This is a genomic window from Brevibacillus sp. GCM10020057 (assembly GCF_042683565.1).
GTDB lineage: Bacteria > Bacillota > Bacilli > Brevibacillales > Brevibacillaceae > Brevibacillus.
Window position 1 is genome coordinate 1 of record NZ_JBHUJW010000031.1, and the last position, 21777, is coordinate 21777.

Annotated in this window: 16 protein-coding genes and 1 pseudogene; 11 read left to right on the plus strand and 6 right to left on the minus strand. The window is 57.8% G+C overall.

Annotated elements, in window-relative coordinates:
* From ACFSO0_RS09600 to ACFSO0_RS09635, 8 genes and pseudogenes are all read left to right on the plus strand, one after another.
* Window positions 1–768 (plus strand): annotated as a pseudogene (locus ACFSO0_RS09600) (hypothetical protein); the annotation flags it as partial.
* Between the two features lie 342 nt (window positions 769–1110).
* A complete protein-coding gene (locus tag ACFSO0_RS09605; protein WP_376879358.1) occupies window positions 1111–1674 on the plus strand; it encodes a helix-turn-helix domain-containing protein in 564 nt (187 codons plus the stop codon).
* A 340-nt stretch (window positions 1675–2014) separates the two neighbouring features.
* On the plus strand, window positions 2015–3295 hold the full coding sequence (locus tag ACFSO0_RS09610; protein ID WP_376879360.1) for a hydroxymethylglutaryl-CoA reductase, degradative: 1281 nt from the start codon (window positions 2015–2017) through the stop codon (window positions 3293–3295).
* Window positions 3285–3731 (plus strand): hypothetical protein, encoded by a 447-nt coding sequence (locus ACFSO0_RS09615; RefSeq protein WP_376879363.1) that lies wholly within the window; start codon window positions 3285–3287, stop codon window positions 3729–3731. Before ACFSO0_RS09610 ends, ACFSO0_RS09615 begins: the two co-directional genes overlap by 11 nt.
* Window positions 3728–5083, plus strand: coding sequence for a tripartite tricarboxylate transporter permease (locus ACFSO0_RS09620; RefSeq protein WP_376879366.1), 1356 nt, complete (start codon window positions 3728–3730; stop codon window positions 5081–5083). The genes ACFSO0_RS09615 and ACFSO0_RS09620 overlap by 4 nt, the downstream gene beginning before the upstream one ends.
* A gap of 5 nt (window positions 5084–5088) precedes the next feature.
* A complete protein-coding gene (locus ACFSO0_RS09625; protein WP_376879369.1) occupies window positions 5089–5997 on the plus strand; it encodes a hydroxymethylglutaryl-CoA lyase in 909 nt (302 codons plus the stop codon).
* A 226-nt stretch (window positions 5998–6223) separates the two neighbouring features.
* Complete coding sequence (locus tag ACFSO0_RS09630; protein ID WP_376879372.1) at window positions 6224–7951, plus strand: ABC transporter ATP-binding protein; 1728 nt, start codon at window positions 6224–6226, stop codon at window positions 7949–7951.
* Window position 7952: 1 nt separating this feature from the next.
* On the plus strand, window positions 7953–9800 hold the full coding sequence (locus tag ACFSO0_RS09635) for an ABC transporter ATP-binding protein (RefSeq protein ID WP_376879374.1): 1848 nt from the start codon (window positions 7953–7955) through the stop codon (window positions 9798–9800).
* Window positions 9801–9981: 181 nt separating this feature from the next.
* Here the strand turns inward: ACFSO0_RS09635 and ACFSO0_RS09640 are convergent, their stop codons facing one another.
* On the minus strand, window positions 9982–10863 hold the full coding sequence (locus ACFSO0_RS09640; protein WP_376879377.1) for a LysR family transcriptional regulator: 882 nt from the start codon (window positions 10861–10863) through the stop codon (window positions 9982–9984).
* A gap of 145 nt (window positions 10864–11008) precedes the next feature.
* Here ACFSO0_RS09640 and ACFSO0_RS09645 point away from each other — a divergent pair, with 145 nt between their 5' ends.
* Entirely contained in the window at window positions 11009–12307 is a 1299-nt protein-coding gene (locus tag ACFSO0_RS09645) for an MFS transporter (protein WP_376879380.1), read from the plus strand.
* Window positions 12308–12764: 457 nt separating this feature from the next.
* Here ACFSO0_RS09645 and ACFSO0_RS09650 read toward each other — a convergent pair whose 3' ends face one another.
* The 3 genes from ACFSO0_RS09650 to ACFSO0_RS09660 all read right to left on the minus strand — a co-directional run bounded on the left by ACFSO0_RS09650 (window position 12765) and on the right by ACFSO0_RS09660 (window position 16735).
* Window positions 12765–14093 carry a GntP family permease gene (locus ACFSO0_RS09650; RefSeq protein ID WP_376879382.1) on the minus strand — a complete coding sequence of 443 codons (1329 nt, stop codon included), beginning with the start codon at window positions 14091–14093 and terminating at the stop codon, window positions 12765–12767.
* A gap of 44 nt (window positions 14094–14137) precedes the next feature.
* A complete protein-coding gene (gene gntK, locus ACFSO0_RS09655) occupies window positions 14138–15679 on the minus strand; it encodes a gluconokinase (RefSeq protein ID WP_376879384.1) in 1542 nt (513 codons plus the stop codon).
* Window positions 15680–15865: 186 nt separating this feature from the next.
* Window positions 15866–16735 carry a MurR/RpiR family transcriptional regulator gene (locus ACFSO0_RS09660; RefSeq protein ID WP_376879387.1) on the minus strand — a complete coding sequence of 290 codons (870 nt, stop codon included), beginning with the start codon at window positions 16733–16735 and terminating at the stop codon, window positions 15866–15868.
* 168 nt (window positions 16736–16903) lie between these two features.
* On the opposite strand from ACFSO0_RS09660, the gene gnd reads away from it, so the two are divergent.
* Complete coding sequence (gene gnd, locus ACFSO0_RS09665) at window positions 16904–17803, plus strand: phosphogluconate dehydrogenase (NAD(+)-dependent, decarboxylating) (protein WP_376879389.1); 900 nt, start codon at window positions 16904–16906, stop codon at window positions 17801–17803.
* Between the two features lie 91 nt (window positions 17804–17894).
* On the opposite strand, the gene ACFSO0_RS09670 is transcribed toward gnd, so the two are convergent.
* Together ACFSO0_RS09670 and ACFSO0_RS09675 are read right to left on the minus strand one after the other, a co-directional pair.
* Window positions 17895–18107, minus strand: a complete 213-nt coding sequence (locus tag ACFSO0_RS09670) for a hypothetical protein (protein ID WP_376879392.1) — start codon at window positions 18105–18107, stop codon at window positions 17895–17897.
* Window positions 18108–18237: 130 nt separating this feature from the next.
* The gene (locus ACFSO0_RS09675; RefSeq protein ID WP_376879394.1) at window positions 18238–19080 is read right to left on the minus strand and encodes an MBL fold metallo-hydrolase; all 843 of its coding nucleotides are present in this window, start codon (window positions 19078–19080) and stop codon (window positions 18238–18240) included.
* A gap of 161 nt (window positions 19081–19241) precedes the next feature.
* On the opposite strand from ACFSO0_RS09675, the gene hrpB reads away from it, so the two are divergent.
* Window positions 19242–21773: an ATP-dependent helicase HrpB gene (gene hrpB / locus ACFSO0_RS09680; RefSeq protein ID WP_376879397.1), complete on the plus strand. Its 2532-nt coding sequence runs from the start codon at window positions 19242–19244 to the stop codon at window positions 21771–21773.
* Window positions 21774–21777: the final 4 nt, after the last annotated feature.

Genomic DNA, 21777 nt, shown 5'->3' on the forward strand with positions numbered 1-21777 from the left:
GTGCTAAAATCAAGGCACAACGCAGATTTCCTCCTTTTCAGTGGTTGTCTCGACAACTCCCACGATAGAGGAACATCTGCGTTTTTTCAATGTCTAGCACGGGTTATGGTGATGAATCTTAATTTTGTTAAAAAAATACTAAACACAAGAAAAACAGCAAATGAGTGTCGATGGTCTTTTGTTCAGAGCCTAAAGTATCAATCCACTGTTGACCGGTTCAGAAAAGGTGAAGCTGAGCAAAAAGAATTTATTGAATATGCATTACAAGAAAATCATGTATTAAAAGAACAGGTCGAAAGCCTCGAAGCAGAAAATCGATATTTAAGTCAGATGATTGAAAGAGTAAGTCCAAGTGATTTCAATACTCGGACAACTCTAATTTTCAAAGGATCGGAGCCTGAGTTATTTCCAAATGAACAGGTAGAGCTAGTTCGGGAGATAATAGAACAAAAATTGAAAAGCGGCAGTTGCTCTATTAGGGTTAAAAATATCCTAGTTTCAATCTTATCAGCTAACGAAGAATCAAATAATAAAGACCAGTTCCTTGGCGAAGTTAAAACTATACTTGCTGCACCTGATGGTTTGTCTAGGCAGGGAAAGAAAAAACTATTAAGATTAGGGTTTGAACTTACTGAGGATGGAAAACATTATAAGATTAAAATTAGAGGTGATGACAGGTATTCGCATGCTATCTCTAAATCTGCTAGTGATGCTCGTGCTGCTAAAAATAATTACTCAGAGTTTAAAGAACGTTTTTTTAGCGTCTAATTTGAGTTCAGATGGGAGCCTTCCGTCATAGGAGGGTTCTTCATTTTGACATCAGTCAAACATATTAGAAATACTAACTTGCCGTTACAGACAGCGCGGAGAATCGTATCATAAATGAGGGAAAGATTTAGTTTAGATCGATAGACTACTTCATTCTTACCTATAGACTCAGACGAATTCTAATTACTTGGTAATATAGTTGACCGGAACTCCTTGTACTTCAAGAGTCTCCGGTCTATAACTTTATGATCACAAAATAGCCCATAGTGAACGACATTCAACATTGTTGATCACCTATCCATAAGTCGCTATAATCGAGAAAAGAAACAAGCAAAGAAGGGGATGTTTGCCATCGATCTGTCCAAAATTGGGAAACGCATTCGCCAGGCCCGGCTGAGCCAGGGCTTTACGCAGCAGGAGTTGGCGGACAGATGCGGGTTTACCAAGAGCCTCCTGTCCAAAATCGAAAACGGACAAACGGCGTCCGCGATTGCGACGTTGTCAAAAATAGCCGATCACCTGAAGACACCGCTGGCCTGGTTTCTGGAAGAGGACCGCGACGATTATCTCGTCCTGTCTCCCAAGCGTCAACGCACATTCACCCTGGGGAGCAAGGAAATGGGGTACATGTATGAGACGCTTGCCAACCGCTCCCGGTTCAGCAAAATCGAGCCTGTCCTGGTGACGGTTCCTGCGGATATGCCGGAGACAGAGCCGTTTACCCATCCCGAGGAAGAATTCATCTACATCGTGAGTGGAACGATCATCCTTTACTACGACGGCGAGAAGCACATCCTCGAGGAAGGGGACACTGCTTACTTTGCAGGGAGCAAGCCGCACATTTTTTTGCCATACGCGAACACGGAAGCGAAAGTGCTGAGCGTGTTCATCCAGCCGTCTGCCTGAAACAGCGAAAGCGGCGGGGGACATAGTCTGTGAGTCTGTAGAAACAGCGCAGTCGAGCGGAAGCGCGCTGTTTTTTTCATGCTCATTATTTTTCGCACAATTTTGAATCATCCCTATTTACAGGCGGCGGAAGATGTAGTAGTATATGGTCATTCAACAAAGTTGAATAAAAGGAAACTTGCAAACAAAGAGAGTACGCAAACATTTGTCACCGCAATCTGTGGCGATTGTTCATGAGAGCGGTTGCACGCAGAAATGAAAGCGTTTCCCGTTGTGGAAGCGGGGGAGAACAGGGCATAGTACCTGCAGATTATTACAACATAGAGTAGGAGAATGCAAGATGACTACCAGTCGGGTATCGGGTTTTTACAAGCTGTCGCCGGAGGAACGGCTAGAGAAGGTCGCTGAGGCAAGGGGGCTGAGCGCAGAAGAAAAGCAAATCTTGTCGGGAGCGACCCCATTCCCGCTGCGCACCGCCAATGCGATGATTGAGAACGTCGTCGGGGTGATGTCCATTCCGCTCGGGATCGCGACGAACTTCAAGATCAACGGCGTCGACCGGTTCATTCCGATGGCGACGGAAGAGGCGTCTGTCGTGGCGGCGGCCAGCAATGCGGCGCGTGCTGCCTACGACCTGGGAGGTTTTTACACTTCCATGAGCGGCTCGATCATGCGCGGGCAAATCCAGGTGGTGGACTTGGCTGATCCGTACGGCGCGATGGCGCGCATCTACGAAAACAAGCAGGAGATACTGGCTCGCTGCAATGCGAAGGACCCGACGCTCGTCTCGCTCGGGGGCGGGGCCATTGACGTCGAGGTGCATGTGATCGAGCGGTCGAAGCAGCCGATGGTCGTGCTGCATCTGCTCGTCGACACGCGGGATGCGATGGGGGCAAACGCCGTCAATACGATGGCCGAGGCAGTCGCGCCTTTCGTCGAGGAAATTACGTCCGGCCGCGTCGTCCTGCGCATCATTTCCAATCTGGCGGATCGTCGACTCGTGCGCGCTCGGGCGATATTTTCCACAGAGCAGCTGGGCGGTGAAACAGTCGTCGACAACATCATCCGCGCCTACGAATTTGCCGAGTGCGACCCGTACCGCGCGACCACGCACAACAAAGGGATCATGAACGGGATTTCCGCCGTCGTGCTGGCGACAGGGAATGACACCCGCGCCGTGGAAGCAGGGGCACACGCTTATGCGTCCGTGACGGGCCGATACCGCTCGCTCACTCGCTGGGAGAAAAACCGCGAAGGCAATCTCGTCGGCACGATCGAGGTGCCGATGGCGGTCGGGATCGTCGGCGGCGCGACCAAGTCGCATCCAACGGCACGCCTCGCCTTGAAGGTGATGGGCATTGCAAATGCCGAGGAACTGGCCGGTGCGATCGCGGCGGTCGGGCTGGCGCAAAACCTCGCAGCCATGCGCGCGCTCGCGGCCGAGGGCATCCAGCAGGGACACATGGCCTTGCATGCCCGCAACCTCGCCATGATGGCAGGGGCGCAGGAGGATCAGATCGACCGAATCGTACAACAGGCGATCCAGGAGAAGGATGTACGCTATGACCGCATCCTGGAGCTGACCAAACAATTGCAGGAGGGGGATGCCCATGGAAACTGATATGGTGAGAAACGAACAGCAAACGGCGGCTTCGGGGAAAGAGTACATTGAAATTCTGGGGGATACCGTCGTCCCCGTCCGGATTTTATCGGCTATCGTCATCAGCATCTGCCTGAGCATCGGCGGCTACTTCTTGGGGAAAAGCATTTTCCCCAAGATTGCCGAAGCCAAGATGGTCGGCTCGTACTCGCTGCTGCTCGGCATCGCTGGCAGCGTCATCGGCTTGATCCTGTGTGCCAGGCTGTTCAAGCCGAGCCGGATTTTGACCGAAGATGACACGTCCAAGGAAGGGCTGGAGGAAATCTTGACCAGCATGCAGACAGACCCGCAAGCCGAGTATGAGCTGATCAAGGACGATCCAGTCACGAAAAAAGAGATGGAAGAACTGGGGATTTGGGAGTCATTTAAGAACAGCGGGGGGCGAAAACAACCATGAGCGTACTTGTCACATCCATTTTGCTCGCATTGGCGGGTGCTATCATTTTCTCCTTGATCGGATTGGTTTCGGGTACAGATGAAACCGCTATCATGGTGCCCTTTACCTTGCTCGTCATCTTGCTCGGCGCGCCGCCGGAAGCTGTCTTTTCCTTCTTTATGGCGGCTGTCCTGGCGAAGCATCTGACGCACGCCATCCCGACCGCGCTGATGGGCATTCCGGGCGATACGACAGCGGTGCCGCTGATCGACCATGCCTCGTCGCTGCGCCGTCTGGGCGTGCCCCATGTCGCGCTGCGCAAAATGCTGTCCGGCGGATTGATCGGTGCGTTTATCGCCCTGCCTACTGCCGTGTTGTTCGGGCATTTTCTGGGACAGTTCGCCGACTTTTTCAAATCGGCTTCCGGACTGATCTTTACGTTGGCCGCTATCCTGATCGCCTACTTCTCCAAAGGGAAATGGGTGAGCGTCGTGATGATTATCCCGTTCGCCTTTTTCATCAAAAGCATTGATACGTTCAGCTTCAACGTAGTGGAAAAGCATCTGAGCACGAGCTTCTTCCTCGGCATCGCGATCGGCCCGATGCTCTCGGATATTTTGTTCGCCCTGTCGCCGGCAGCGCGCAAAGGCATGGTCCGTTCGTCCGCCAAGGAATATCACCTCGCGCCGGAGACGAAGTCGTGGAGGGGGTACTTCCCGAATCCGTTCCGCGTCCTGACCAAAAGACAAACGGCATATACAGCAGCGACATCCTTTGTGTCTTCCCTGACCTTTGCCTTCAGTCCGGTGGGCATGACCTCGCTGATGGGGGAAATCGTCGGCTCGCGCAACAAAGGCGTCTACAAAAAGGCTTCCTCCAGCCTCGCCTCGATGAACGGGGTCACGGAGTCCACCTACATTGCCGAAGCGATCATTCCGCTTCTGGCGTTTGGTATCCCGCTCAGCCCGGTAGCGCTCGGGCCTGCGTCTCCGCTGTTCAATGCACCGCCCGTCTTTAAGAGCGAACCTGTAAACAACCTGCACAATATGCTGACACCGTGGGAGTTCTTCCTGTACGGCCTGATCGGTCTGGTGATCGCCGCACTGATCGCCTACCCGTTTGCGATGAACTACGCGCGCAAAGCGACGGTGTTCGTCATGAAAAACATCAGCCAGGAAGCGATTGTCGGCATGTTTATCGGCCTCGCCTGCCTGCTCGCCTTCCATGAGGCGCAGCTGGTCGGCGTGCTGCTCACCCTGACGATGGCGGCAGTCGGCGGTTTGCTGAACCGCGTGCTGGGCGTAAGCTCCGGCGTACAGTTCATGATCTTCTACGGCTCTACCTACATGATGTCTAAACTGCTTGGAGTCTGATGCAGATGAAAATCGATCCGACAACGATCACCATCAAGGAAGTCGGCCCGCGGGACGGACTGCAGAACGAAGCGGTGTTCATCCCGACGGCGGACAAAATCGCCTGGGTCAACCAGCTGTCGCACTCCGGTCTGTCGTACATCGAAGTGACGTCGTTTGTCCATCCCAAGTGGATTCCGGCCTTGGCGGATGCGGTGGAAGTAATGTCCGGCATCGAACGTGTGCCGGGTGTGACGTACGCGGCGCTCGTCCCGAATGTAAAAGGGCTGGAGAGGGCACTAGCCGCGCAGGTCGATGAAGTCTCCGTTTTCATGTCGGCAAGCGAGACGCACAATATGAAGAACATCAACAAGACGAGGCAGGATACCTACCCGATCCTGGCAGAAACGGCGAAGGCTGCACTGGCGGCAGGCAAGACAGTGCGCGGCTACGTATCTACCGTGTTCGGCTGCCCGTACGAAGGAGCGGTGCCCGTCGAGGACGTGATTCGGGTGACGGACGCCTTGCTGGAGATGGGCGTGCAGGAAGTTTCGCTCGGGGATACCATCGGGGTGGCTCATCCGCGCCAGGTGCAGGAGGTGCTGGAAGTGCTGCTAAGGCGCTTTCCGGCAGAGCGGCTGGCGATGCACTTCCACGACACGCGCGGCATGGCAATTGCCAACGTGCTCGTGTCGCTGGAGATGGGGATGACGACCTTTGACAGCTCGCTCGGGGGACTCGGCGGCTGCCCGTACGCTCTCGGCGCGTCGGGGAACCTCGCGACAGACGATCTGTTGTACCTGCTGGATGGACTGGGAATGCAGACAGGGGTCGACGGCGAGAAGCTGCGAGAGGCAGCGCGTTTGATTCAGGAAAAAATGGGACGTCCGCTGATGAGCCATAGCATGCAGGCTTGCCAGGGACAGGAAGGATAAGCAAAAGAGCACAGCGGTTGCAGCGGGCATGGAAGACGTGTCCGGGGCGGCAGCTGTGCTCTTTTATGCTGAGCAGGATGTATGTTCAGGATTCGCGAAAGGGCGGCAAAGTTCCACGTTCGCCCGCGTCAAGGCGAATGCTTACCTTGGAAACTACTTTTCAAATCCCGACAGGTATGGTGTGATAGAGAAAGATTTTGGTACAGGAGAAGCCAGGGGTGATTGCATGCGTCATTTCACGAAATACATCAAAAAATACGGTGTCATCTTTTGTGTGTCCCTCGTCTTCCTGACCGTGGAAGCCTTGTGCGACCTGCTGCAGCCGACCATCATGTCGCGCATCGTCGACATAGGGGTCGCCAATCGGGACCTGGACTACGTGCTGTCCACGGGGGGGCTGATGCTCGGCGTGACGGCGGTCGGCGCGGTGGCGGCCTCGATGCGCAACCTGCTGTCGACGTACGTGTCGCAAAATTTCGGCGCCCAGCTCAGGTCGGATTTGTTTCAAAAGGTGCAGACACTGTCTTTTGAAAGCATCGACAAGTTCGACCGCGCCTCGCTTGTGACCCGGCTCACCAATGACGTGAACCAGGTGCAGGTGTTCGTAAACGGCATGATGCGCATCTTCGTGAAAGCGCCGCTTACGTGCATCGGCGGGCTGGTCATGGCCGTGCAGCTGAACGCGAGGCTGGCGGTTGTGCTGGCGGTCGTCGTGCCGGTTGTCGGTCTGTTTATCTTTTTGAACATGAAGATCGGCTTCCCGTTTTTCACAAAGGTCCAGCAGTCCCTGGACAAGGTCAACGGCGTCATGCGCGAATATTTGTCCGGCGTGCGCGTCGTCAAGGCGTTCAACCGCTTTGATTTTGAAGTCGGCAAGTTCAAAAGCGCCAATGAAGAGCTGCAGAGCAAATCCGTGTCCGCTACACGCGTCATGTCCGTCTTCAGCCCGGCGATTATGCTGACGGTCAATCTGGGCATCGTGGCCGTATTGTGGATGGGGGGCCTTGCGGCAGAGCGGGGAGACATCCAGGTCGGCCACATCATCGCCTTTACGAACTACATGACGCAAATTTTGTTTTCGCTCATGTTGATCTCGATGGTGTTCAACATGTTCGTGCGCGCCAAGGCATCTGCGGCGCGGATCGGGGAGGTTCTCGGCGAGGAAAACCGGATGACGTGGGACCATTCTGCTGCTGCCGAAGATGCACGCAAAGGTCGGGTGGACTTCGAGCACGTGTCTTTTTCCTATGCGGGCGAGCAGGGGGAGCCTGTGCTGAAAAATATTACGTTCTCGTGCCTGCCGGGCGAAACGGTGGGGATCATCGGCTCGACCGGCTCAGGCAAGAGCACGCTGGTCAGCCTCATCCCGCGTTTTTACGACGCGACGGAAGGGACAGTCCGCGTAGGCGGCGTGGATGTGCGCCAGATTGATCCGAAGCGGCTGCGGGAGAAGATGGCGATTGTGCCGCAAAAGACGACGCTGTTTACCGGAACCGTCCGGGACAATATCCGCTGGGGCAAGGAAGACGCGACCGACGAAGAAATCGAGCAGGCAGCGCGGATGGCGCAGGCGCACGACTTTTTAATGCGCACAGCGGATGGGTACGAAGCGCGGGTCGGGCAGGGCGGCATCAACTTTTCCGGCGGCCAGAAGCAACGGCTCTCGATCGCCCGGGCTCTGGTGCGGCGGCCAGAGATTCTTATCCTCGACGACAGCACGAGCGCGGTGGACGTGGCGACGGAAGCCAGGATCAAGGAAGCGCTGCGCGAATACGCCAAAGGCCTGACCTGCATTTTGATCGCCCAGCGCATTACGTCGGTGATGGACGCAGACAAGATCGTCGTGCTGGATCAAGGGGAGATCGTCGGCATCGGGACGCATGCGAGTCTGCTTGCGACGTGCCGCGTCTATCAGGAAATCTTCCATTCCCAGCTCGGCAGGGAGGTGCAGTAGCATGTCGCAGGAACGAAGCCAACGGCCGATGCAGCCGCCCATGCTTCCGGGCAGACCGGGGCGAATGGGGCATGCCGGGAGAGGGCCGGTCGTCAAGCCGAAAAACTTCAAAGGGACGCTGCGCCGGCTGTGGCAAGCGTTTGGAAAAGAAAAACGGGCTTTGCCGCTCGTATTCGTCATCGTGCTGGTAGATGCGCTGTTGATGCTCGCCGCCCCGTATCTGATCGGGAAGGCGGTCGATGCGATGGCAGGAGGACAGCAGGCGCTCGGCATGCTCGCCGTCATCACATTCGCCCTGCTCGTCTCGTACGTGGCAGACGGGCTTTTGACCTTTTGGCAAGGCTGGCTGATGGCCGGGCTGTCCCAGCGGGTCGTGAAAAACTTGCGCCAGGACTTGTTTGCGAAGCTGCAAAAGCTCCCGGTCGCGTTTTTCGATTCGCGCCCGCACGGCGAGCTGATGAGCCGGCTGACGAACGACATCGACAACGTCAGCAACTCCATCTCGCAGTCAACCGTCCAGCTGATGTCCGGTTCGATCATGATCTTCGGCTCGCTTGTCATGATGCTGGCCCTAAGCCCGATATTGACGCTCGCGTGCATGATTACCGTGCCGCTCGTTTATTTGCTGACGCGCTCGATCGCGAAGAAGACGAGCGTGCTGTTCAAAAACCAGCAGATCCAGCTGGGAAAACTGAACGGGCACATCGAGGAGACGGTATCGGGGATTCAGGTTGTCAAGGCGTTCAACCACGAAGAGCAGGCGATGCGGGAATTCGCTGCGATCAACACGGAGCTGTCGCGCATCGGGATGCGGGCGCAGATCTGGTCCGGCTTTCTCATGCCGCTCATGAACGTCATCAACAACCTTGGCTTTGCGGTGGTGGCGGTCGTCGGCGGGGCGCTGGCCGTCAAAGGCATGATTACCGTCGGGGTCATCGCCAGCTTTCTCAGCTACTCGCGCCAGTTCGTCAGGCCGCTCAACGATCTCGGCAACATTTTCAACGTCTTGCAGTCTGGGGTGGCTGGAGCGGAGCGGGTATTTGAAGTGCTGGACGAGAAGGAAGAGCCGGATGATGTCGCGGGGGCCGTCGAGCTGACAAACCCCAAGGGACACGTCGTATTCGACAACGTCAGCTTCGGCTATCGTCCCGAGCAGCTGATCTTAAAAAATGTCAGCTTCGAGACCGAGGCGGGCAGCACCACGGCGCTCGTCGGGCCGACAGGGGCAGGGAAGACGACGGTCGTCAACCTGCTGACGCGCTTCTACGATGTGACCGAAGGGGCGATCTACCTGGATGGCAGGGACATCCGGGAGTACACCCGGGACAGCCTGCGCCGCAGCTTTGGCTTCGTGCTGCAGGACACGTACCTGTTTTCCGGGACGATCAAGGACAATATCAAATACGGCAAGCCGGATGCGACGGATGCCGAAGTCGAGGCGGCTGCGGCGATGGCGAATGCGAGCGCCTTTATCAACCGGCTGCCGCAGCGCTACGACACGATGCTGACGGAAAACGGCGGCAACCTGAGCCAGGGCCAGCGCCAGCTGCTCGCCATCGCCCGCGTGATTCTCGCCAAACCGGCCCTGCTTATTCTCGACGAGGCGACGAGCAGCATCGACACGCGCACGGAAATTCATATTCAGGATGCCTTGCTCACGATCATGGAAGGGCGCACGAGCTTCGTCATCGCCCATCGGCTCAATACGATCCGGGATGCCGACACGATCATGGTCGTCGACCGTGGAAAGATCGTGGAGAAAGGCGATCACGAGTCTCTCATCCGGCAGCAGGGCGTGTACCATCAGCTGTTTTTCAACCAGTTCAAAAATCTGGAGGCATCTTCCTAGTCCAGGGCACAGCCGCAGCGCATGGACAGGTTGCGGAACGGTGGCGACAGGAGAGAAGCTGTTCACGTCTCATGGAGGCGGGGACAGCTTCTTTGTCGTCGGGAGCGGACGGGGAAGCAGGCAGTGGGCAGAGCATCTGTCCGGTCTCGGCTCTGGCGTTTTGCTTCTCTCGGCGAATCTGCTACTGCCCGAAATGCGCGAGGACGAACTGCCGGAAGCGCTGCGCGGCTGGAGACAGGTAGCCGCCTTCGACCAGGGCCATCCCGATCACGCGCTGGCATTGCGGCTCGCGAATGCGGATGTACACGATCTTGCTCTTGTCGATTCCCCGCAGGTCAGGCAGGAGCGAGACACCGAGGCCGGCGGCGACCAAACCGGCGACGGTAGCGGCTTCCTCGCCTTCAAACGTGATCCGGGGCTGCACGCCGATCTGCGCAAAGGCTCTGTCCGTCGTGCGGCGCAGGGCGTATCCCTTTTTCAAAAAGATGAACGGCTCGTCCGCGAGTTCCTCCAGCAGGATGCTCTCCGCGCCTGCCAACCGATGGCCGACCGGGACGATGGCGAACAACTCTTCGCTCCACAATGGCGTCCACTGGATCGGCAGCTTCGTTTCCGTCGGCTCTGCCAGCAGGCACAGGTCCAGTTCTCCGGCATCGAGATGTTCCAGGAGCGAGTAGCTGTGGTTTTGCATGAGGGAAAAGGTGATTCTCGGAGCCTGTGCGCGGAAGGCGCCGATCAGGTCGGGGATCAGGCTGGTGCCCAGCGTATGCAAAAAGCCGAGCGCGACTTCGCCGTGATCCGGATGGACGAGGTCACGCAGCTCCTGTTTTCCTTCTTCCCATTCTTTCAGGATGCGGCTCACGCGCCGCAGCAGCAGCTCGCCGTAGCGGTTCAGCACGATGGTGCGTCCATGGCGGTCAAAGAGGGGAACGCCCACTTCTTCCTCCAGCCGGGCGATGGAACGGCTAAGTGCCGGCTGCGAGAGCGACAGGGCCTCCGCAGCGCGCGTGACGTGCTGCATGCGGGCGAGCGTCTGGAAATATTCGAGCTGCTGCCACTCCATGGGCATACCTCCAATCGCAATCTTTTGCATCTGTAATCATTACTTGTATGCATGAAAATCATGATTACAATAAATTATTCATTATGAATTGTCAATGATAGTATAAAGGTGTGAAAGGAACGGACTCATGGGAGGTTTCATCAGCATGGGATACATTCGGCAGGGCACAGCTGCTTTTCGCAAGTCCAACCTCGCGTTTTTCGCGGCAGGATTCAATACGTTCGCCATTCTGTACAGCACGCAGCCGATTTTGCCGGTATTTTCCACGGAGTTTCACGTCTCTCCGGCGATGGCAAGCCTGGCATTGTCGGTGACGACGATCGCGCTGGCTGTCAGCATGCTCGTTTTCGGGACGATCTCGGAGGTGTGGGGGCGCAAGCCGGTGATGATCGGCTCCATGCTTGCCGCTTCCGTTTTGTCGGTCTTGACGGCAAGCAGCACGAGCTTTGACAGCCTGCTGGTCTTCCGCGTCATTCAAGGGATTGCGCTGGGCGGGCTGCCTTCGATCGCCATGGCGTATTTGGGCGAAGAAGTGGAGCCGACCAGCCTTGGGGTCGCGATGGGCCTGTACATCAGCGGAAACTCCGTGGGGGCGGTCAGCGGGAGGATCATCTCCGGGATGCTGACAGACTGGTTCAACTGGCATGTGGCGATGGGGGCGATCAGCGCCATCAGTCTGATCGCGAGCCTGATCTTTTGGCTGAATCTGCCGAAGTCGCAAAATTTCCATCCGCGCTCGCCGGAAGTCGGCAAGCTGGTCTCGTCGATGGTCAGCCATTTGCAGGACCCGGGGCTGCTCTGCCTGTTCGGCATCGGCTTTCTCATTTTGGGCAGCAACGTCGCCCTGTACAATTACATCGGCTACGTGCTGACGGCACCGCCGTACTCGCTCTCGCAGACGCTCGTCGGCTGGATTTTCATCGTCTTTCTGGTCGGGACGGTCAGCTCGGTCTGGATGGCCAAAAAGGCGGAATTGCACGGGCGGGCAAAGGTAGTGATGGTTTCGCTGGTCATTACGCTGGCAGGGGCGTGTCTGACGCTGGACGCGCATCTGTATCTGAAAATTCTCGGGCTGCCGATCCTGACCTTCGGCTTTTTCGGCAGCCACTCCATCGCGAGCAGCTGGGTGGGCAGGCGCGCCCTGCATGACAAAGCGCAGGCGTCGTCGTTGTACCTGTTCTTTTACTACGCAGGCTCCAGCGTCGGCGGGACGCTGGGCGGCGTATTCTGGTCATCGCTCGGCTGGGGCGGTGTCGTGGCGATGGTTGCAGGCTTCGTCCTGATCGGCCTCGCGCTCGCTGTACGCCTCTCCAAGGTGCCGCCAGCAGCGGCGCTGAAAGTGAACGGGGCTGTGAATATGCCCACGGCGAAGGAAAGAGATCACGCGCTCGGGAAAGGCTCGGCCAGCCGCCAACCTCTCGGGGGTCCCGATGTTTTTCAGTGAGTGATGGAGAAAATTTTTCACCCCGTGGGTCAAGGTGGTGCGCAATCTGGTAAAATGAGGAAATGCTCCCTGTCGCGTGGTGCGGACAAAGCGCGTGCATTCGTCGCCGGGATTTCGCCGCACTGACTTTGGGAGTTGCCATTCCGGTCCCATCGCTGCCGGTCCCGATTATGGAGAAATGCTGAAATACCAGGATACATCCAGAAGTTTTTATTTCCCGCAGACAAAGTTTGCGAAGCATGGAGACAACATCAGGTTTGTCGGGTGGGCCAAAGATGGAAAGTCATTTTACGTGGCTGATCTTGCGGCGATACCGTACGCGTGGTAGTAGCGCCTGTGCGTGCGGAGGCAGGGACAGGAGATGCGAAATATAAACGAAGGCTGCCGAACAAAATCCGGCAGCCTTTTCATATGCAATGCCTGAAGACAGCAGCCTCGAGGGCATTTGGCAACTTCCTCAAATGAAGAGCGACAAAGCCATAATCAGAATGATCGCCACGCAAGACAGGATCGTTTCCATGACCGTCCATGTCTTCAGCGTGTCCTGTACCGACATGTTGAAGTATTCCTTGATCAGCCAGAAGCCGGAGTCGTTGACGTGCGACAGGATCAGGGAGCCTGCGCCGGTAGCCAGCACGAGCAGCTCCGGGCTCGTACCCGGGAGCTGCTGGGCAATCGGTGCGACGATGCCTGCAGCCGTCATCATGGAAACGGTCGCAGAGCCTGTAGCGACGCGAATCAACGCCGCGATCAGCCAGCCAAGGAAGATCGGGGAGATCGCAGAGGCGGAAGCCAGTTCCGCGATGTAGTCACCGACCCCGCTGTTGAGCAGCACTTTATTGAAGGCGCCGCCCGCACCGATGACCAGGAGAATGGTAGCCGTCGGAGCGAGGCAGTCGTTGGTGAATTTGAGAATGTCGTCTTTGCTGAAGCCGCGGTTGCCCCCGAGCGTCCAGAAGGAAATGATGACGGCGAGCAAGAGGGACGTGATCGGGTTGCCGATGAAGTCGGCCCACTGACGGAGCATGTCATCCTTGGGCAAGCTCACGTCGGCGACAGTCGCCAGCAGCATCAGCAAAACCGGCAGCAGCACCGTGAAGACGGTCACGCCGAAGCCAGGGAGATCGCGCTCGTCTTTTGGTTCGCTCAATTGAGCGGCCAGTTCCGGCGAGATGCTCGTCTGCACACGTTTGCTGATCCAGGTGCCGTAGAGCGGTCCCGCAATAATGGCAGAAGGCAGGGCGACGATGATGGACAGCAAAATCGTTTTGCCTACGTCAGCCTTGAACAGATCGACGGCAGCCATGGCGGCCGGATGCGGTGGAACGATCCCGTGTACGATGGACAGGCCGGCGATCAGGGGAATCCCGATTTTCACGAGGGAGACACCCGTTTGACGGGCGATGGTAAAGACGAGCGGGATCAGCAGAACAAAGCCGACCTGGAAAAATACAGGGATACCGACGATAAAGGCGACAAACATCATGGCCCAGTGGACGTTTTTCTCCCCGAACAGGCCGATCAGCGTGCGGGCGATTCGTTCCGCGCCGCCGGATTCCGCCATCATTTTTCCGAGCATGGTGCCGAGTGCCAGCACGATTGCGATAAAGCCGAGCGTGCCGCCCATCCCGTCCTTGATCGAATCGACGACCTTGACCAGCGGCATCCCGGAAGCGATCCCGACGAATCCGGCGGCGAGCAGCAGGGCGACGAACGGATTGACTTTGAAGCGGGTGATGAGCAGAAGCAGCAGCAAGATAGAAATCAATGTAATGACAAGTGGCATGAATGCCCCTCCCTTGACGTCATGATTTCGTGATCAATGTGTGTTTACTGGTTCAGCTGCTTTTGGAATTCAGCAATCAGCTTGTATTCCTCCAGCAGGTTGTAGTACACGCGCTCGTAAACGTAGAACAGCTGCAGATAGGTGCTGGAGCGTTCCTGATTCGGCTCGTGCCGATGGGAAATGTGGATCAGCTTTTTGACATCGTGCAAATTGTTCATGGCCCCGAGTGCGTGCATCGCGAGCAAAGCGGCGCCGAAGCTGGAGCTTTCATGGCTCTCGGGAATCAGCACCTCGTAGCCGAACATGTCGGCCATGATTTGCCGCCATTCGCGCGAGCGCGCAAAGCCGCCGGAAGCGCGAATTTCCGTCGCTCCACCCGCCAGGTCGCGCAGGGCGATGCCGATGCTGAAGACGGAAAACAGGATGCCTTCCAGCACAGCCCGGATAAAATGCTCCCGCTTGTGGTGCAGGCCGATTCCGAAGAACGAACCGCGGGCATTGGCATTCCAGTACGGGGCGCGCTCCCCGGAGAGGAAGGGGAGAAACAGCAGCCCGTCTGCGCCTGCCCGAACTTTTTCTGCGGCCTGGATCATCACGTCGTACGGATCGACCCCCATCTGCTTGGCCCGCTCCACCTCCGGCCAGCTGAACTCGTCGCGGAACCAGCGCAGCATGATGCCGCCGTTGTTGGACGGCCCGCCGATCACCCAATGCTTTTCCGTCAGCACGTAGCAGAACGTGCGGCCTTTGGGGTCGGTAATCGGCTCGGGCACAACGGTGCGCACGGCCCCGCTCGTCCCGATGGTGATGGCTACCTGACCGGGATCGATGGCGCCGATTCCGAGATTGGCGAGGACGCCGTCGCTTGCACCAACCACAAACGGAGTATCGGCATCGATCCCGATTTCTTCGGCGTAGCGAATTTTCATGCCGCGCAGCACATGGGTGGTCGGGACTGGATCGCTAAGCTGCTGCCTTGTGATGCCGGCCACCTGCAAAGCGTCGTCGTCCCAGTCGAGCTTGCGCAGATTGAACAGTCCGGTCGCCGAGGCGATGGAATAGTCGACCACGTACTGGCCGAACAGCCGATGGATGACGTATTCCTTGATCGAGATGAACTTTGCCGCCTTGCGGAACGTGTCCGGCGCCTGTTCGCGCAGCCACATGATTTTGGGCAGCGGCGACATCGGATGGATCGGCGTTCCCGTAGCGAGGTAAATGCTGTGGCCGACGCCGTCCTGCTTCAGCCGATCGGCCTGGGCTGCGCTGCGGTTGTCCGCCCAGATGATGCTGTGGGTCAGCGGATTGCCATGCGCATCGACGGCGATCAGGCTGTGCATCGCAGTTGAAAATCCGATCCCGCCGATTTCGCGCTTGTTCACGTTCGCCTGCTCGACAGCCAGTTTCAGGGACTGAATGACGGCGGCGAAGATCGTCTCCGGATCTTGTTCCGCCCATGACGGTTGGGGAACGAGCAGGGGATAGTCAACATTGCCTGTTCCGCGCACAGCGCCGTTCGGCGTGAAGACGATAGCTTTCGTGCTCGTCGTCCCGATATCCAGCCCGATAAAATACGATGGCTTCATTGCGGTTCACCTTCTTGTTTGAATACGCTTACAGATGCTCGCGAAGTAATATGGCGATTATAACGAAATTTTTTTCATTTGTTAATATGTTAGAAAAAAATTATTTCATTTTACCGTTGCTTTTTTGTACCAGTATTCCCTTCCTTTACCTTCGATCAGGGGCGTCCACGAAAAAAACGCCTGCTGCTACAGGCGTTTTAACGAAATGGCTTCGCGGATATGCTGGATATTGGCAATCGTCTCTTCCTGCCGCCGCAAGGATACGGCGACGTAGAGCAGGTCGATCAGGCTGAGCTGGGCCAGCCGGGAGGAGAGCGCTTCGGTGCGAAAGACGGTCTCGCGGGACGTCGTGTACAGGCACATATCGGCCAGCCGCACGAGCGGAGACTTGCCGTAGCTGGTGATGCCGATCGTCTTGGCTCCGGCTGCCTTTGCCACCCGCAACGCTTCGAGGATGTCCTCGTTGGAACCGGAATGGGATATGCCGACGGCCACGTCCCCTTCGGACAGCAGGGAGGCAGACATCACCTGGTAATGGGAGTCGGAATGGTGGATACAGGGAATGCCTGTCCGCATAAATTTGTGATAGGCGTCCTGGGCGATGGCGGCGGAACCGCCTGAGCCGTAAAATTCAATGCGCTTCGCCGATTCCAGGCAGGTGACGATGTTTTGCAACGTGTCCTTGTCGATGATCTGCCGGGTATCGCGCAAGGTCTCGATGTTGGCGGTGAAAATCTTTTCTGCAATCGAGCCGAGATCGTCATCGTCGAGGTTAATCTCCTGGTAGATCGATTGCTTCGGGTTGGTCACCTCGCTGGCGAGCGCGATTTTAAATGCTTGATACCCCCGGAAGCCAAGGCGGCGGCAGAGGCGGAAGACGGTCGCGTCGGCGCACTGGCTCTGGTCGGCCAGTTCCGTAATGGACAGATGAATGACGTCGCCCGCATGCTTCAGGATGTAGTCGGCGATTCTCTGCTCCTTGTTGCTAAGCTGCGTGTAGATGGCGCGCAATTGGGTAAGCACGCCGGGTGGCACGTGTGTGGTTGAATCGGCCAAACGAAAAACACCTCCCAAGTGATGGAGAACTGCTACCCAATTATAGAAAAGGTCGGGTTTCTTTTCCTAGCTTCAAAAAAATTTTCTTCAATTATGATGAAAAGGGAAAATAATTGTCATATAATTACGAGATAACGAGTGGAACTCAAAAGGAGTGACGTACCCGCAATGAAACTGGCGATTCTTGGATTAGGAAAAATGGGCTACAATCTGACATTGAACCTGCTCTCGCATCAACACGAGGTCGTAGCTTATGATGTGGAGCCGACACGGGCACAGGAGCTGGAACGCGAAGGAGCCATTCCGGCACAATCGATCGAGGATGCGGTTGCCAAGCTGGACGCGCCGCGTGTCATCTGGCTGATGGTTCCCGCAGGAGAGATCGTAGATGAGCTGGTGGACAAGCTTGCGGGGTTGCTGTCCCCTGGCGATATCGTCATCGACGGAGGCAATTCGCACTACAAGCAATCGGTAGAGCGCTACGGGCGGCTGAAGGAAAAAGGCATTCACTTTCTGGACGTCGGCACGAGCGGCGGGATGGAAGGCGCGCGCCACGGCGCTTGCATGATGATTGGCGGCGACCGGGAAGCATTCGCCCGCATTGAGCCGATGATCCGCGACATCAACGTGCAGAACGGCTACCTGTACACAGGCGAGGCGGGCAGCGGCCACTTCCTGAAAATGATTCACAACGGGATCGAGTACGGCATGATGCAGGCGATCGGCGAAGGCTTTGAGGTGCTGGAAAAGAGCCCGTACAACTACGATTTCGCCGAGGTGGCGCGGGTGTGGGCCAACGGTTCGGTCATCCGCGGCTGGCTGATGGACCTGACGGAGCGGGCGTTCCGCAAAGACGCGAAGCTGGATGAAATCCGCGGGGTTATGCACTCCTCCGGCGAAGGCAAATGGACGTTGGAGACAGCCTTGGACCTGCAGGCGGCGACTCCGGTTATTGCCATGTCCCTCCTCATGCGCTATCGCTCGCTCGAGGCGGACACGTTTCACGGAAAAGTCGTCGCAGCGCTGCGCAATGAATTCGGCGGGCATGCGGTGGAAAAGAAATCGTAAGAGCAAAGCAGTACAGCAGCAGGCGAAGGGAGAGGGAACATCCCTTCGCTTTGTTGTGTGTCTGCAAGCATCCCACGAGGGCGCGGCTTTCTCATGAGGAAGCCGCGCCCGTCATGAAGAAGCGGATGGCCAGCAAACAAAGCAGCAGCGCCGCAAAGCAGCAAGCGGAGACGTACAATTGAATCCGATTCCGCCAGAAAAGACCGACCAGCAGGCACGCCACGCTGACGATGCCAAGGAGAAGGGGCACGAGAACCACCCATATGTTTTCGATGAGATAGATGTGTTCTGCAACCTTTTGCAAACTGCTGACACCTCCTGTCTTAACTTCCAAATAAAGGGTATCATTGCGTGTGGGGGCCGGTAAATAGCAAGTAAGGCAGAAGTCATACGAAAACGTATATCCCGTCGCCCATTGATCTTGCTGATACTCGCTATCGAAACCTTCCATTGGACGTATCTGGAAAATGGCCCTCGCGCTGATCGAGGCTGGCGAGCACAGACGTGACGATGTGCAAGGAGTCGAATTCGCCTTCGGAGATGTCGATGATCGGCAAGTGGCCAGGAAAGAGCGTACGGTTGATCTCGCCCGCAGCCAATCCCTTGCTGTAGAGATGGAGGATTTCCCCCGTGAGGTTTTCCAGATGCTCGAGCTTTTGATGGAGCATGGTTTTGCCGTTGGGTATATAGCCTGCATGGGCGCAGTACAGCGCCTGAAAGTCGTGGGAAAGCACGAGCCGGAGGGAGTCCATGAGCGTCGGGATGGATTCTTCCCGCAGGATGACATTGGTCTTTGTCCCCAAAAACAGGTCTCCGGCGAACAGGCGGCCGGTTTTTTCGTGGATCAGGGCGATGTGGTCACGGGCGTGGCCGGGCGTTTCGAGCACTTTCCAGTCCAGGGTGCGGGAGTGGAACGATTTTCCCAGAGAGTGAGCCGGGAAAGGATCGCGGATGCCCCATGTGAGCTGCCGGTACACCGGGTAGTCGGCCCTTTGTGCGCAGCGGGCAACGCCTTTGTCGTGGATGTAGATGGGCACGTGCAGGTGCGCTTCGATCCATGCTGCTCCTCCGACATGGTCTTCATGGCTGTGGGTGAGGACGACAGATTCAAAGGATGAGGACTGATAGAACGGGATGAGCGATGCCTCGATCGTTTTCGGGCCGGTATCGATCATCATCCCATCCGTCAAATAGACGTAGACGGATGAGTCGCGTCCTTGTCGTTTGACGATCCCCTCCACACATACGACATCTTCATGGTTGTGTATGTGAATCATGTGCAGCACCTCCTGCTATCAAATTCTCTCTACCAATAAAAAAATTAGCTCACCTTCTCATTATACAATTCAGTGATTATTCTGTCATTTTTCAAAGTCTTTTTGCAGGGGCGGCAAGCCGTGTAAGATGAGAGGATGAAGATGTTGCAAGAGGTGAAAAAATGAGCGCATTGCCGATCGACGAAATATTGCCGGAGCTGCTGGCGACGCTGCGCGACCATGCGAACGCCGTACTCGTAGCAGCGCCGGGTGCCGGAAAGACGACGCGCGTCCCGCTGGCCGTCCTGGACGAGCCGTGGCTGGCAGGACGGCGCATCTTGCTGCTGGAGCCGCGCCGTCTGGCTGCGAGGGCGGCCGCCAGATATATGGCTGCGGCACTGGGGGAGCAGGTAGGAGAAACGGTAGGCTATCGGGTCAGAATGGACGCGAAAGTCGGTCCGAACACCCGGATCGAGGTCATCACGGAAGGGGTGCTGACGCGGATGCTGCAGGCAGACCCTGGGCTGGAGGGTGTCGGCCTGATTTTGTTTGACGAGTTTCATGAACGCAGCCTGCATGCGGATCTCGGGCTCGCTCTTGGCTTGCAGGCGCAAAGCCTGTTTCGTGAAGACTTGCGGATCGTGGTCATGTCGGCGACGATGGATGCCGCTGCGGTTTCCCGCCTGCTGGGCAATGCGCCGGTGATCGCAAGCGAAGGGAGGATGTTCCCCGTCGAGACCCGCTATCTCGCGCGGCCGATGGAAGGACGGCTGGAGGATGCCGTCGCGGCGAAGATTGTGCAGGCGCTGTCCGAAGAAACGGGCGATGTGCTGGTCTTGCTCCCGGGAGCGGGCGAAATTCGCCGCGTCGAGGGAAAGCTGCGGGCCGCCGGATTGCCTCCTCATGTCGCCATCGCTCCTTTGTACGGCGCCTTGCCGCAGGAAGCGCAGGATGCGGCGATCCGGCCTGCGCAGCCTGGCAAGCGCAAGATCGTCCTGGCGACGTCCATCGCGGAGACGAGCCTGACGGTGGAAGGGGTACGGATCGTCATTGACAGCGGCCTCATGCGCGTCCCTCGCTTTTCCCCTCGCACAGGGATGACCAGGCTGGAGACGATTCAGGTTTCTCGGGCCTCTGCCGATCAGCGCAGGGGAAGGGCAGGACGGCTGTCGCCGGGGGTCTGCTACCGGATGTGGACTCAGCAGGAGGATCGGGCGCTCGCGGCGCACACGGCTCCGGAGATTCGCGAGGCGGATTTGACGCCCCTGGCGCTGGAGCTGGCTGCGTGGGGAGCGGACGACCCGGATGAGCTGGCGTGGCTCGACTCTCCGCCGCGCGCAGCTTTGGCGCACGCCCGCGATCTGCTCGTCCAGCTGGGCGCGTTGGACGCTCGCGGGAAAATAACCGCGCATGGCCGGGAGTTGGCCGGGCTGGGGCTGCACCCAAGGCTGGCGCACATGATCCTCGAAGCAGAAGGGCGGGAGCAGCTGGAGCTGGCATGCGAACTGGCGGCGCTGCTGGGAGAACGGGATATTTTGCGCGGCAGAGGCGCTGCCGGACAGGCGGATTTGCGGCTGCGGGTCGAGGCGCTGCGGGCAGCCGCGGACGGGCGGCGAACGGGAAAGCTGCTGCCGGCGGGCTTCTGGGAGGTCGACGAGGAAGCGTGTCGACGCATCTGGCAGGAGGCGGCTGCGCTGAAGCAGACGTGGCGGGCTCGCGTGATAGAGCAGAGAGCGGGGGCGGGCGATTCGTTGGATGCGATCGGTTCGCTGCTGGCCAAAGCCTTTCCGGACCGGATCGGACAGCGCAGGGACAGCGGGAAGTACGTGCTGAGCAACGGCAGGGGAGCCGTCTTTGCTGGCGATCAGCCGCTTGCATACGCCGCCTATGTAGTTGCGGCAGAGCTGGACGATGTCGGGACGGACAGCCGGATCATGCTGGCGGCGGGGATCACCGAGGAAGAGCTGGAGCGCGTCTGCGCAGAGAGCATCGAGGAGGAGACAGCCGTTTGGTGGGACAAGTCGGCGCAGTCGGTGCGCGCCCGCAAGCGCAGGCGGCTCGGTGCGCTGGTCCTGCGGGAGACGCCTGCCCCTCTGACAGACCCGGATGCGGTGGCGGCTGCCCTGCTGCAAGGAATTGCCGAAGAAGGGCTCGCCGTGCTGCCATGGAGCCGCCACGCCCGTCAATTGCAGGAGCGCCTTTTGTTTCTGCACCGCTTGGACGGCTCGTGGCCGGACGTCTCGGACAGCGCTTTGCTCGCGCATGTGGACGAATGGCTGGGCCCGCATGTGCAGGGGATCAGGAGCCGGGATGAGCTGTCCCGCCTCTCGCTTTCCGCGATTCTGGAGTCGCTGCTCGACTGGGAGCAGCGGCGGGAGCTGGACGAGCACGCTCCGACACACGTCGTCGTCCCCAGCGGCTCGCGTTTGCCGATCGATTACAGCGACCCGCAGGCGCCTGTTTTGGCCGTCCGTCTGCAGGAGGTGTTCGGGTGGAAGGAGACGCCGCGCATCGGGCGAGGGCGTGTGCCGCTGACCCTGCACCTGCTGTCGCCCGCCAACCGGCCGGTTCAGGTCACGCGAGATTTGGCCAGCTTCTGGCAGAGTGCGTATTTTGACGTGAAAAAAGATTTGAAGGGACGCTATCCCAAGCATTATTGGCCGGACGACCCGCTGCAGGCAATCCCGACGAACCGGACGCGGCCGCGTGCCTAGTACC